General features: G+C 72.0%; 10 protein-coding genes. 8 read left to right on the top strand and 2 right to left on the bottom strand.

Features of this window, described 5'->3' with window-relative positions; all coding sequences use genetic code 11:
- Positions 1-70 precede the first annotated feature (70 nt).
- The 8 genes from E0500_RS08330 (at position 71) to E0500_RS08295 (ending at position 8,564) form a co-directional block, all read left to right on the top strand.
- A complete protein-coding gene (locus E0500_RS08330; RefSeq protein WP_131570319.1) occupies positions 71-1,234 on the top strand; it encodes an acyl-CoA dehydrogenase family protein in 1,164 nt (387 codons plus the stop codon).
- A gap of 137 nt (positions 1,235-1,371) precedes the next feature.
- On the top strand, positions 1,372-2,295 hold the full coding sequence (locus tag E0500_RS08325) for a bifunctional MaoC family dehydratase N-terminal/OB-fold nucleic acid binding domain-containing protein (protein WP_131570327.1): 924 nt from the start codon (positions 1,372-1,374) through the stop codon (positions 2,293-2,295).
- Between the two features lies 1 nt (position 2,296).
- The gene (locus E0500_RS08320) at positions 2,297-3,454 is read left to right on the top strand and encodes an acyl-CoA dehydrogenase family protein (protein WP_131570317.1); all 1,158 of its coding nucleotides are present in this window, start codon (positions 2,297-2,299) and stop codon (positions 3,452-3,454) included.
- Positions 3,451-3,843 (top strand): MaoC family dehydratase, encoded by a 393-nt coding sequence (locus E0500_RS08315; RefSeq protein ID WP_131570315.1) that lies wholly within the window; start codon positions 3,451-3,453, stop codon positions 3,841-3,843. The genes E0500_RS08320 and E0500_RS08315 overlap by 4 nt, the downstream gene beginning before the upstream one ends.
- Positions 3,843-5,009 carry a lipid-transfer protein gene (locus E0500_RS08310; RefSeq protein ID WP_131570313.1) on the top strand — a complete coding sequence of 389 codons (1,167 nt, stop codon included), beginning with the start codon at positions 3,843-3,845 and terminating at the stop codon, positions 5,007-5,009. Before E0500_RS08315 ends, E0500_RS08310 begins: the two co-directional genes overlap by 1 nt.
- 177 nt (positions 5,010-5,186) lie before the next feature.
- Positions 5,187-5,741: a SigE family RNA polymerase sigma factor gene (locus E0500_RS08305; RefSeq protein ID WP_131570311.1), complete on the top strand. Its 555-nt coding sequence runs from the start codon at positions 5,187-5,189 to the stop codon at positions 5,739-5,741.
- Positions 5,742-6,028: 287 nt separating this feature from the next.
- Positions 6,029-6,652 carry a superoxide dismutase family protein gene (locus E0500_RS08300; RefSeq protein WP_131570309.1) on the top strand — a complete coding sequence of 208 codons (624 nt, stop codon included), beginning with the start codon at positions 6,029-6,031 and terminating at the stop codon, positions 6,650-6,652.
- Between the two features lie 256 nt (positions 6,653-6,908).
- Positions 6,909-8,564, top strand: a complete 1,656-nt coding sequence (locus tag E0500_RS08295; RefSeq protein WP_181586915.1) for a long-chain fatty acid--CoA ligase — start codon at positions 6,909-6,911, stop codon at positions 8,562-8,564.
- A 91-nt stretch (positions 8,565-8,655) separates the two neighbouring features.
- Here E0500_RS08295 and E0500_RS44895 read toward each other — a convergent pair whose 3' ends face one another.
- Positions 8,656-9,390: a hypothetical protein gene (locus E0500_RS44895; protein ID WP_309504995.1), complete on the bottom strand. Its 735-nt coding sequence runs from the start codon at positions 9,388-9,390 to the stop codon at positions 8,656-8,658.
- A gap of 92 nt (positions 9,391-9,482) precedes the next feature.
- Complete coding sequence (locus E0500_RS08290) at positions 9,483-13,568, bottom strand: PAS domain-containing protein (RefSeq protein ID WP_309504994.1); 4,086 nt, start codon at positions 13,566-13,568, stop codon at positions 9,483-9,485.
- Positions 13,569-13,607: the final 39 nt, after the last annotated feature.

The following is a 13,607-nucleotide window of genomic DNA, read 5'->3' as shown; positions in this document are numbered from 1 at the left end:
TTGACAGTCCCTCGTATCTGACGGACAGTCAGAAACTCTTGCTCGTACGAGGTCCTGGAGGGTCCGAGCCGTGCACCTCGCCCCCACCGAGCGCCAGCGCCGGCTGCGCGCCGAACTCCGTACGTACTTCCGGGACCTGATGCCGCAGGGCCCGCCGGGCAAGGACGATCAGCGGGGGCAGCGTGCCCTCCTGCGTCGTATCGGCACCGACGGCTGGCTGGGGCTCGGCTGGCCCGAGGCGTACGGCGGTCAGGGGCGCGGCGCGGACGAACAGTTCGTGTTCTTCGACGAGGCCCACCGTGCGGGTGCGCCCGTGTCGATGGTCACGCTGAACACAGTCGGGCCCACTCTCATGAGGTACGGGAGCGAGGAACAGCGGGCGTTCTTCCTGCCCCGCATCCTCAGCGGGGGACTCGTCTTCGCGATCGGGTACAGCGAGCCGTCGGCGGGCACGGACCTCGCGGCGCTGCGAACCCGGGCCGTCCGGGACGACGAGGGCTGGCTGATCGACGGGCAGAAGATCTTCACCTCGGGAGCCCAGAACGCCGACTGGATCTGGCTCGCCTGCCGGACCGACCCCGATGCGCCCAGGCACCGAGGCATCTCCATCCTCCTCGTCCCCACGGACACACCCGGGTTCTCCTGGACCCCCATCGAGACCGTGGGCGGGCTGACGACGACGGCGACGTACTACGACGGGATCCGCGTACCCGCAGCGAACCTCGTCGGCGAGGAGAACGGCGGCTGGGGGCTCATCACCAACCAGCTCAACCACGAGCGGGTCGCCCTCGCCGCGATCGGCATGCAGGCGGAGGACTTCTGCACGGCCGCGCTGGAGGCGGCGCTCACACCTGATCCGGTGACGGGGAAGCGTCGGGTTGACGAGCCGTGGGTGCGTTCCCGGCTGGCCGAGGTGCATGCCCGCCTGGCGGCAACGCGCCTGCTCAACTGGCGTTTGGTGGGGGACGTGGGAGCCGGCCGACTGGCGCCGGGCGACGCGAGCGGCGTGAAAGTCGTGGGAACCGAATCGGCGGTCGCGGTGTACCGAATGTGTCAGGAAATCGTCGGAGCGGACGCGCTGATCCGCTCCGGTTCGCCAGGGGCGTTCAGGGACGGCGAGCTGGAGCGGATGAACAGGGCGGCGCAGATCAACACGTTCGGGGGCGGGGTGAGCGAGGTGCAGCGGGAGATCGTCGCGACGATGCGGCTCGGAATGACGAGGGGGCGACGGTGAGCGCCGGGGCAGGGCAGCCGGAGCGGGGCGGGTCGGAGCAGACGGAGCAGACAGGGCAGACGGAGCGGCACGGGCCGGAGAAGCCGGAGCGGCATGAGCCAGAGCAGACGGATCGGGAAGGGACGGAGCTCAAGGAGCTGGAAGCGGACGAGGAGCTGTCCGTGCGGCTGAAGGCGTACGAGGGGCGTCCGGCGGCGGTCGGCGGCATGGGGAAGGATCGGGTGAACGGGCCGATGATCCGCCATTGGTGCGAGGCGATGGGCGACACCAACCCGGCGTACGCGGGGCCGGACGCCGTCGCGCCCCCCACCATGCTCCAGGCGTGGACGATGGGCGGCCTGTCCGGGCACAGCGGCCGCTCGGAGGCGTACGACGAAATGTTCGCACTCCTGGACGACGCCGGGTACACCTCGGTGGTCGCCACCGACTGCGAGCAGGAGTACCTGCGCCCTCTGCGGCCCGGGGACGAGATCACCTTCGACTCGGTGATCGAGTCGGTCTCGGAGCGCAAGACGACCAAGCTGGGGACGGGGTACTTCGTCACGACGCGGACGGACGTACAGGCGGGCGGCGAACCGGCGGGCACGCACCGGTTCCGGATCCTCAAGTACGCACCCGCCCGGCGCAAGCCGAAGGGCCCTCGGAGCCGGCGCCCACGCCCGGTGGTCAACCGGGACAACGCCGGGTTCTGGGAGGGAGTGGCCCGCCACCAGCTGCTCATCCAGCGCTGCGGCGACTGCGGGACGCTCCGCTTCCCCTGGCTGCCGGGGTGCACCGCGTGCGGCTCGCTGGAGTGGGACACGGTCGAGGCGAGCGGCGAGGGCTCGGTCTACTCGTACGTGGTCATGCACCACCCACGCTTCGAGGCGTTCGACCCTCCCTACGCGGTCGGACTGATCGAGCTGGCAGAGGGCGTGCGGATCGTCAGCAACGTGGTGGGGGTGCCGTACGACAAGGTGCGGATCGGTCTGCCGGTGCTGCTGGAGTTCGCGCGGTTCGACGACGAGGACGGAGAGCTGGTGCTGCCGGTCTTCCGGGTCCCGGAGGGTGGTGGGGACTGACATGGACTTCACGCCCACGGAGGAGCAGACCGCCGCCCGCGAGTTGGCCGCGCGGATCTTCGGCGACCTCGCCACGCACGAGCAACTCGCCACCGTCGGAACCGGCAGCGACATGGAGCTGTGGAAGGCGCTGTGCGCCGCCGGACTCGTGAGCGCCGTGGAGGACATCGGCCTCCTCGGCCTGGCCCTCCTCCTGGAAGAGCAGGGGCGCACCACGGCTCAGGTGCCCTTCGCGACGAGCTGCGTGTACGGGCTGCTGACGGTGGGGGCACACGGCTCTCTGGAGCAGCGGGGACGGCTCCTGCCGGGGATCCGCGACGGCTCGGCGGTGGTGAGCGGGGCGTTGCCGGCCGTGGGGGGTGTACGGGCCTCCGAGCGGGGCGAGTTGACCGGCACCGTGCCCCTCGTGCCCTGGCTGAGGGATGCCACGCATGTGCTCGTGCCTGACGAGCGGCGGCGACTGTGGCTGGTGCGGGCCGCTGACGCGGGCTGTGAGCCGGTCGAGTCGACGGCGCCCTGGGCGGCGGGGCGGCTGACCCTGGACGGTACGCCGGGGGAGCTGCTGGGGACACCGGACGCGTACGAGGACGTGCTCGCCACCGCACGCACCGCCTTCGCGGGCCTGCAGGCCGGGGTGTGCGCGGGATCGCTGGCGCGCGCCGTGGCCCACACGAACAGCCGGGAGCAGTTCGGACGGCCCCTCGCCGTCAAGCAGGGCGTCCAACTGCGGGCGGCCGACGCGTACATGGACACCGAGGCGATACGCGTGACGGTGTACGAGGCGGCCTGGCGCCGCGATCAGGGCCTGCCCTACGCCATGGAGGCTCTGACAGCCGCCTGGTGGGCGTCCGAGGCGGGACAGCGCGTGGTGCACGCCGGACAGCATCTGCACGGCGGCATGGGAGCCGACTTGGAGCATCCCGTCCACCGGCACTTCCTATGGGGGCGGCAGCTGGACGCGTACCTGGGGTGCGGGAGTGAAGTGCTGGAGGAGTTGGGGGAGTTGATCGTGAGCGACGCCGAGGAATCCCGGGGAGCCCGGGGAGCCGAACGAGCCGAACGAGCGGAAGGGGCCGGAGAGACCAGAGGGACCGCAGTGTCTGGGGGCACTGGGCGTACTGGAGGTACTGGAGGGATCGCAGGAGGTGAGGCGGTATGAGGACAGGTGAGGAGCTGCCACCGCTGGAGATCCCGATCACCCGCACGCTGATCGTCGCCGGGGCCATCGCCTCGCGCGACTACCAGGACGTGCACCACGACGCGGAGCTGGCGCGGCAGAAGGGCTCGCCGGACATCTTCATGAACATTCTGACGACCAATGGCCTGGTCGGGAGGTACATCACGGACCACTTCGGCCCAGGAGCGGTCCTCCGTAAGGTGGACATACGGCTCGGGGCGCCCAACTACCCGGGCGACAGGATGGTGTTGACCGCGTCGGTGGAGACGGTCGAGGACGGCACGGCGACGGTGCGGGTCGTCGGGGAGAACGGCATCGGCAGACATGTGACGGGCACCGTGACGGTCACCCTCCCCTCCAGGGGCGCCTGATGAGCGTACGGACGCGGGACGCCCTCGGAGGGCGGGCGGCGGTCGTCGGGATCGGGGCGACCGAGTTCTCCAAGGACTCGGGGCGCAGTGAGCTGCGGCTGGCGGTGGAGGCGGTGCGGGCCGCGCTCGACGACGCGGGGCTGACGCCGGGCGATGTGGACGGGATGGTCACGTTCACGATGGACACCAGCCCGGAGATCACCGTCGCCCAGGCCGCCGGGATCGGGGAGCTGTCCTTCTTCTCACGGGTCCACTACGGCGGCGGGGCCGCGTGCGCCACGGTCCAGCAGGCGGCGCTCGCGGTGGCGACCGGGGTGGCCGAGGTCGTGGTCTGCTACCGGGCGTTCAACGAGCGCTCGGGGCGGCGGTTCGGCTCGGGAGTGCAGCACCGCGAACCCTCGGCCGAGGGGGCCGCGCTGGGCTGGGCGCTGCCGTTCGGGCTACTGACGCCGGCGTCGTGGGTGGCGATGGCGGCCCAGCGGTACCTGCACGCGTACGGGCTGTCACCCGAAGCGTTCGGGCATGTGGCGGTGGTGGACCGGAAGTACGCGGCGACCAACCCGGCGGCGTACTTCCACGGCAGGCCCATCTCGCTGGCCGAGCACGCGGCCTCGCGGTGGATCGTCGAACCACTCCGGCTGCTGGACTGCTGTCAGGAGACGGACGGCGGTCAGGCGATCGTCGTCACCTCGGTGGAGCGGGCCCGTGACCTGCCCAACCCACCCGCCGTGATCCTGGCGGCCGCCCAGGGTGCGGGGCGGGCACAGGAGCAGATGACCAGCTTCTACCGGGACGACCTCACCGGGCTGCCCGAGATGGGGGTGGTGGCGCGGCAGCTGTGGCGGACGTCGGGGCTGGGGCCGGCGGACATCGACGTGGGGATCCTGTACGACCACTTCACGCCGTTCGTGCTGATGCAGTTGGAGGAGTTCGGGTTCTGCGGGGCGGGGGAGGCAGCCGACTTCGTGGCCGAGGAACGACTTCCGGTCAACACGCACGGGGGACAGCTCGGGGAGGCGTACCTCCATGGGATGAACGGGATCGCGGAAGGGGTGAGGCAGGTGCGGGGCACGGCGGTGAACCAGATACCGGCAGCCCGGAGGGTGCTGGTCACGGCCGGGACGGGGGTCCCGACGTCCGGGCTGGTTCTGGGAGCGGAGGGGTGAGTGGTGCGGCGCCTACGACCAGGGGAGGTGTCTCTCAGGGGTACACCCTCAGTACGTGAGGGCCACTCGTCCACCTTCAGGAGGTGGGGTCTGCCCTACTCCTACAACCTGAGGGTGATTCGCCTTCGGGACTTCCGGCCGATCCGCCGGATCGGGGGTCGCTCTTAGCGTGGAGCCATGACCACACCCGTCTGCACCAGCGCTTCGAACGCCGCTGCTTCAGCGAGGCAGACCCTTCCGTATCCGTCGTTCTCGTCGTACATGAAGGACCGCCAGCCGGTGCTGCTGCGTACCGCCCGGTCGCTGACCGCGAACCCGAGCGACGCGGAGGACCTGCTGCAGACCGCGCTCACCAAGACGTACGTCGCCTGGGACCGGATCGAGGACCACCGGGCCCTCGACGGTTACGTACGGCGTGCTCTGCTCAACACGCGGACGTCGCAGTGGCGCAAGCGCAAGGTGGACGAGTTCGCGTGCGACGAGCTGCCGGAGCCGGAGTCGGCGGCCACCGGGGATCCCGCCGAGCAACAGGCGCTGCACGACGCGATGTGGCGGGCGATCATGAGGCTGCCGGCTCGGCAGCGGGCGATGGTCGTCCTCAGGTACTACGAGGACCTGAGCGAGGTGCAGACTGCCGAGGTGCTCGGAGTGTCCGTGGGCACGGTCAAGTCGGCGGTGTCGCGGGCCCTGGGCAAGCTGCGGGAGGACCCCGAGCTGGAGCCCGTGCGGTAGTGCCGTGAACCGCGGTGCCTCCGGGCGCTGTGAGGCGCGAGTTGCCCTGGGGAGTCGTGGGAGTGCCGGGCGCGAACTTCCACGGGGTCTCCCCAGTACCCATCGGTAGGAGATTCGGTATGGCTTGTCCGTTGTTGTACTGTGCTGATCCCAAGCACCAGTCGGCATGCGGCATGCGGCATGCGGCATCAAGTCTCCCTGAAAAGACTGGACTTGGGCGCTGCCGCCGCGTACGGGAAACGACAGCGTGGACTCCCCCCACTCAGTGCGTACGGGAGAGAAGAACCATGCCCAGGCACAGTTTCACCGCCACGAACAAGGGCGCCCTGGTCGCAGTCGCCGGTGTCCTCGCCGTCGCCGCCGGTGCCGGTGTGATGGCGACGGCCGACGCCGCCGAGCCAAGGGCCGCGAAGGGCTCGGTGCCGAGGCTGGTCGTCGCGACCGTCTTCGCTCCGGTGAGCGCGGCGCCCTACGCACAGGCAGTGACCTACGACTCCGAGCTGGTGCCGGTGGGCGGCAGGGTGCAGGTCGAGGAGACACTGCGCCGCGACGGCGGGACGCGGATCGAGTTGCGTGTGAAGGACCTCGCCGCGGACCGCGTCTACGGCGCCCACGTCCACACCAAACCGTGCGGCAAACTGCCCGCCGACGCCGGGCCGCACTACCAGGACCGGCTGGACCCGACGCAGCCCTCGGTCGACCCCGAGTACGCCAACCCGGACAACGAGGCATGGCTGGACCTGACCGCCGACAAGCACGGCTCGGCCCGGTCCCTTGCCACGGTGGACTGGCGCTTCCGTGAGAGGGGAGCCCGTTCCGTGGTGCTGCACGAGATGGCCACCGCCACGCACGAAGGCCATGCGGGCACGGCCGGAGCGCGGCTCGCCTGCATGAACGTGCCCTTCGTGTAGCGCGTCCGCAGCCGGGCTGGCCTCGTCGCAAGGCCGGCCCACCTCGCTGCCATCATCCTCATGGACCGCTGCCCTCATGGACAGCCGCCCCCGATGGACCGCAGCCACGGGGGGCCGCACTCACGTGCTCACCGCCCACGCCAAGCCCCGACACGGGCGGACCAATCCTCCGTCGCCTAGTGACATACTGCGTGGTACGCCAGCACAATCGCGGGACATCTACCTCGCGTAGCCGCTTCAATGAGGAGGCCCCCCGGTGCTGAGCACGATGCAGGACGTACCGCTGCTGATCTCCAGGATCCTGAGTCATGGATCGGCCCTGCACGGGACATCGCAGGTGATCACATGGACCGGGGAGGGTGAACCGCAGCGCCGTTCCTTCGCCGAGATCGGGGCACGCGCGGCGCAGTTGGCACACGCCCTGAGGGACGACCTCGGGGTCGAGGGCGACGACCGCGTGGCCACGCTCATGTGGAACAACGCCGAGCACGTCGAGGCGTACTTCGCGATCCCCTCCATGGGCGCCGTGCTGCACACGCTCAACCTCCGCCTTCCGGCCGAGCAGCTCGCGTGGATCGTCAACCACGCCGCCGATCGCGTGGTCATCGCGAACGGTTCGCTGCTCCCCCTGCTCGCACCGTTGCTCCCGCACCTCACCTCGGTCGAGCACGTCGTCGTCTCCGGGCCGGGTGACCGTTCGCTGCTGGCCGGGGTGACCCCGCGGGTGCACGAGTACGAGGAGCTCGTGGCCGGCAAGCCGACGACGTACGACTGGCCCGAGCTGGATGAGCGCAGTGCCGCGGCCATGTGTTACACCTCCGGCACGACGGGCGACCCCAAGGGCGTGGTCTACTCCCACAGGTCGATCTACCTGCACTCCATGCAGGTCAACATGGCCCAGTCCATGGGCCTGACCGATCAGGACACGTCCCTCGTCGTGGTCCCCCAGTTCCACGTGAACGCCTGGGGGCTGCCGCACGCCACGTTCATGACCGGCGTGAACATGCTGATGCCGGACCGGTTTCTGCAGCCCGGACCGCTCGCCGAGATGATCGAGAAGGAGCAGCCCACGCATGCGGCGGCCGTCCCGACCATCTGGCAGGGACTGCTCGCCGAGCTCGGCGAGCGCCCCCGTGACGTCGGTTCGCTCACCCAGGTCACCATCGGAGGCTCGGCCTGTCCGCCCTCGCTGATGGAGGCGTTCGACAAGCTGGGTATGCGTGTCTGCCACGCGTGGGGGATGACGGAGACCTCGCCGCTCGGCACGGTGGCGCGTCCGCCCGCCCATGTCGTCGGCACCGAGCAGGAATTCGAGTACCGGCTCACCCAGGGCCGCTTCCCCGCCGGCGTCGAGGCCCGGCTCACCGGACCCGGCGGCGAGCGACTGCCCTGGGACGGGGAGTCGGCCGGTGAGCTGGAGGTGCGCGGGCCATGGATCGCGGGCGCGTACTACGGCGGTGAGGGTGCCGAACCCCTGCGTCCCGCCGACAAGTTCAGCGAGGACGGCTGGCTCAAGACCGGTGACGTCGGCACCATCACCCCGGACGGCTTCCTGACCCTCACCGACCGTGCCAAGGACGTCATCAAGTCGGGCGGCGAGTGGATCTCGTCCGTCGAGCTGGAGAACGCCCTGATGGCCCACCCGGACGTCGCCGAGGCCGCCGTCGTCGCCGTACCGGACGACAAGTGGGGCGAACGCCCCCTCGCCACGGTCGTGTTGAAGGACGGCGCCACCGCCGACTTCGCGGTCCTCCGGTCCTTCCTCGCCGATGAAGGCAGGATCGCCAAGTGGCAGCTCCCCGAGCGCTGGACGATCATCGAGTCGGTACCGAAGACCAGCGTGGGCAAGTTCGACAAGAAGGTGCTGCGCCGTCGGTACGCCGAGGGGGATCTGGACGTCACGCGGATCTGATGCGTCGAACGGCTTCTGCTGAATATGTGGCTGGGGCGCTGTTTCACGTGAAACAGCGCCCCAGCCACATACGGTCGGTCCCGGTTCGTGATCAGTTCGTGCCGATACGTGCCAACAGGTCCACGATCCGGTCCTGTACCTCGGGGCTCGTCGAGCGTTCCGCGAGGAACAGGACCGTCTCCCCGGAGGCCAGACGCGGGAGTTCGGCCTGGTCGACGGCGGCGGTGTAGACGACGAGCGGAGTGCGGTTCAACTGGCCGTTCGCGCGCAGCCAGTCGACGATTCCGGCATGGCGGCGGCGTACCTGCAACAGGTCCATCACCACGAGGTTCGGCCGCATCTGCGCGGCGAGTGTGACCGCGTCCGCGTCGGCCGCGGCCCGCGCAACCTGCATGCCACGGCGCTCCAGCGTCGCCGTCAGCGCCAGCGCGATCTCCGCGTGCTGTTCGATGAGCAGGACGCGTGGCGGATGCTGCTCGGAGTCGCGTGGCGCGAGGGCCTTCAGGAGTACGGCAGGATCGGCGCCGTACGCCGCGTCCCGCGACGCCTGCCCGAGGCCGGCCGTCACGAGCACCGGCACCTCGGCGGCGACGGCTGCCTGACGCAGCGACTGCAGAGCCGTACGCGTGATCGGGCCCGTGAGCGGGTCGACGAACAGGGCGGCAGGGAAGGCGGCGATCTGCGCGTCGACCTCCTCGCGCGAGTTCACGATGACGGGCCGGTAGCCGCGGTCGCTCAGCGCCTGCTGCGTGGTGACGTCGGGCGCGGGCCACACGAGGAGGCGGCGCGGGTTGTCGAGCGGCTCCGGGGGGAGTTCGTCGTCCATTGGCCGCGGTTGCGGCTGATCGGAGACCTCCACCGCGCCACCGGGGCCGTCGAGCGGCTCGGGGCCTTCGTCGGCGTTCTCGTCGGGTGCCCCTATGGCATACGAGCGCCCGGCGCCGTCGGTGACACCGGCCAGGCGCGACTGGCCGGCGAGCGAGGGCTGCGCGGGGAGCGGGACCTGTCCGGCCAGAGACGGCTGCGCCGGTACGGGTGCCTGCGCGGCAGGGGCCGGAGCCGCCGCCTGGGCCTGCCCCGGCTGCGGGTGGGGGCGAGCGCCCGCCTCCGGGCGCCCGGGGGTTCGGGCGGTGTGCCCAGCTTGCGGCGGCGGCCGGAGACGTTGGTGCCCGAACCGTTGCTCTGGTGCGAGGCAGGAGTGGGGGCGGCACCGGGCTGGGGCTGGCGGGCGAACGGTACGCCTTGGCCGAGCGTGCGCACGCTGATCGCCCGCCCCTGGGTCGAGTTGGGGTCGACCGGGGCGGCGGCCTCGGCGGGCAGCGGCTGCGCGGTCCGCGCCGGGGCTTGCGCTTGCGCCTGGGGTGCCGCCTGGGCTTGCGCCTGTGCGGGCTGTTGCGGCTGCTCGGGCGGGAGCGGGGTGCCGGGCGCCGAGGCGGACGCAGTGGTCTGCTCCGCCGGAGCGGGAGACGCGGCTTGTGCGGGAGCGCCGGGTTGTACGGGATGGGCGGCCGGGGCGGGCATACCGGCACCGGAAGTGTCGTCTGCTCCGGACCAGGGCTGAGGACCAGCCTGTACGGGGATGCCCGGGGGCGCCGCCTGCGCGGACTGCTGCCCCCGAGCGGGCTGCGCCGGCACGGGCTGCCCCGGAGCGGGTGCGCCGGGGGCTCCCTGCGCGGGGCTGGCCGGGTTGGGGCCGGCCGGGTTGGGGCCGGCCGGGGTGGGGCCGATCTGGAGCGGGAGCTGGGCGGGGACGGTCACACCCGGAACACCCTGCGCGGGCACGGGCTGACCGGTGGCGGCGCCGGGGACCCCCTGGGCGGGTACGGGCTGAGCTGAGCCAGGGACCCCTTGGGCAGGTACCGGTTGCGCTCCGCCGGGGATTCCCTGGGCGGGGACAGGCTGCGCACGACCCGGAACTCCCTGTGCGGGCACGGGCTGTTGGGCGGGCGCGGGCACTCCGCGCGCGGGCACGGGCTGCCCGGCCGGAGCCGGCGCTCCCTGCGGGGGCACGGGCTGCTGCCTTGCAACGCCCTGCGCGGGGACGGCTTGTTCGCCTCTCGCTGGAGCCTGCATCCCGCGACCGGCAACGGCAGCGGCAGCGGCCTGCCCCGGCACGGCGCCCTGTGCGGGCGGAAGCTGCGCCGGGACGCCCTGTGCGGGCGCGAGTGCTGTCTCACCCTGCTCCGGAGCGCGACGGCCCCGGCGGCGGCCTGTCGGTGCGGGCAACGGGTGCGGCTGCGGCGGGGTGTGGTCGTCGGACGGATCACGCGCCGTGTCATGGCGCCCGTCACCGGCCTGATCCCCACCCGGCAAACCCTCACCAGGCACACCGGCACCGGGTACGCCGCCCGGCACACCGGCACCGGGCGCGCCACCGGCCATACCGGCACCCGGCATGCCGGCACCCGGCATGCCGGCACCAGGCGCACCCGGTACTTCGGTCGCCTGACCGGCACCCACTTCGGCACCCACTCCGGCACCCACTCCGGGCCCCAGGGCGAGAACCTGCCCCGCAGCCTGGGGGGCCGGAGCCACGGGAACTCCAGGGGGCAGGGGAGCCGCGGTACCACCGGCACCACTCGCCGGCCCAGCAGCAGCCGCGGCGGCGGCAGCGCCGTGCGCGGCCTCGTACTCGGGTGTCCGGTCGGCCGCGGCGGGCGGCAGCGCGAAAACGGCCCGGCCCGGGGCCGCCTGCGTGGCGGCGCGCTCCTCCGCGTTGGCGAGGGCCCGGCGACGCCGCCCGGTCGGCTGGGGCTGTCCATCGGCACCGCCAGCACCGGAGGGGCCCGGCGCGCTCGGGGCCGCGGGCAGCGCCGGCGGCAGGGCGTGCTGCTCGGTGTCCCGGCGAGCCCGCCGCCCGGCGGGTGCGGGCACGCCCTGCGGCGGCACCGTCTGCCCCAGTCCGGTGGCCGCGGCGCCCGCCGCATGCTCGGCGGCCGTGACGACCGCGCCCTCGGAGACCCCCTGCGCGCTGCTCTCCGCGGGACTGGGCCGCCCACGCCGCCGTCCCGTACCACCGGACCCGGCACCGGGGTCGGCGGACGCCTCCTCGTTCCCTTCGCCCGACGCCGGAACCGGCTCGGGTTCACCGTCCGCGGACTCTGCCCGCCGCCTGCGCCGCCCGGTGGGCGCGGCGGCCTCCGCCTCGGGCTCCTCGCTCTCCAGGAACGCGTCCACCGACGACCGATGCGCCCGCCGCCGCCCGCGCCCGGAGGCGTTTCCCGAAGCACTTCCCGCGGCCTGCTCCGGCACCGCGACCTCGGCGCCGACACCGTCGGTAGCGGTGCCCTCGTCGGCCGCAGCGGCGTCGGCCGCGGGCTGCTGCTGAGCCGGAACCGCCCCGGCACCGCCACCGATCGGCACCTCAAGCACATACGCGCTGCCGCTCATGCCCGGCACCTCGTGTGTCTGCAGCACACCGCCGTGCGCCCGCACGATCCCGCCGACGATCGGCTGGTGCACAGGGTCTCCCCCGGCATACGGCCCGCGCACCTCGATACGGACGACCTCGCCGCGCTGCGCGGCGGCCACGACCACCGTGTTGTCCATATAGCCGCCGGTCGCGACGGGCGAGTTGCCCGTCGCGTCGACCCCGGCCACGTCCGCGATGAGGTGCGCGAGCGCGATCGCGAGCCGCTGCTGGTCCACCTCGGCCTCGATGGGAGGCGCGTGCACGGCGAACTGCACCCGCCCGGGGCCGATCAGCTCGACGGCCCCGTCGACGCCCGCCGCGACGACGGCGTCGAGCATCACCGCGGTCCGTACGAGATCGTCGTCGCCCGAGTCGAGGTGCTGGTAGCCGAGGACGTTGTCGACGAGCGTGGTGATGCGCGAGTACCCGGCCGCCAGATGGTGGAGAACCTGGTTGGCCTCGGGCCAGAGCTGGCCGGCGTCGTCGGCGGCGAGCTTGCCGAGTTCGCCGCGGAGCTGTTCGAGCGGGCCGCGCAGGGAGTGCCCGAGCACGGCGAGGAGCTGATCGTGCCGCGCGGCGAGCGCCTCGTACCGGTCCTTCTCGCGCTCGCCGAGCGCCGCGTACCGCTCGTCCCCGGCGGCGACTTCCTCGGCGTGCCGCTCGTTCAGTTCGTCGAGCTCGCCGGCGTGCTCCTCGCGAAGTTTCCCGAGCTCTTCGGCGTGCTCGGCGGTGAGCTTCTCGAGCTCCTCCGCGTGCTTCGCGGTCTCGCTCTGCTTCTCCTCGGCGAGCGCGTCGTACGGCCGCCGGTCCGTGAAGGTCATGACGGCACCGACGAGCTGGTCACCGTCGCGCACGGGCGCGGTGGTCAGGTCGACCGGCACCTTGTTGCCGCTCTTCGACCACAGCACCTGCCCGCGCACCCGGTGCTTGCGCCCCGAGCGCAGGGTGTCGGCGAGGGGCGACTCCGCGTACGGGAAGGGGGAGCCGTCCTCACGGGAGTGCAGTACGAGGGTGTGCAGCTCCCGCCCACCGAGGTCACTGGCCCTGTAGCCCAGTATCTGAGCGGCGGCCGGATTGACGAGCACGATGCGCCCGTCCGTGTCCGTCCCCACCACACCCTCGGAGGCGGCCCGCAGGATCATCTCGGTCTGCCGTTGCGCACGCGCGAGTTCGGCTTCGGTGTCGAGCGTGCCGGACAGGTCGCGCACGACGAGCATGAGCAGCTCGTCGCCGGTGTAGCCGTAACCGTCGTACGCCTGCTGGCCGTTCTCCAGGTTCGCGCTCGTGACCTCGACCGGGAACTCGCTCCCGTCGGTCCTCCGCGCGATCATCCGGGTCGGCTTGGTGCGTCCGTGCGGGTCGATGGAGTCGGGGCGCCGCATGGACCCGGGGATGAGCCGGGAGTCGAACTCGGGCAGCAGATCGAGCAGCCCGCGCCCCACCAAGGCGGTCCCCGGGGCTTCGAAGGCCTCCAGGGCGATGGTGTTCGCGTTGACGACGGTCCCGTTGGCGTTGACCAGTAGCAACGCATCAGGAAGTGCGTCGAGTATGGCTGCGAGGCGAGCAGCGCCTCGGGATGGCCTGCTGCTCACGAGACGCTTCCTCCCTGTTACCGCATCTTGCCGACTGCC

It is taken from the genome of Streptomyces sp. KM273126 (genome assembly GCF_004337435.2).
GTDB lineage: Bacteria > Actinomycetota > Actinomycetes > Streptomycetales > Streptomycetaceae > Streptomyces > Streptomyces acidicola.
Note: the sequence above shows the minus strand (reverse complement) of the source record. Positions and strands in the feature narration are given on the sequence as shown.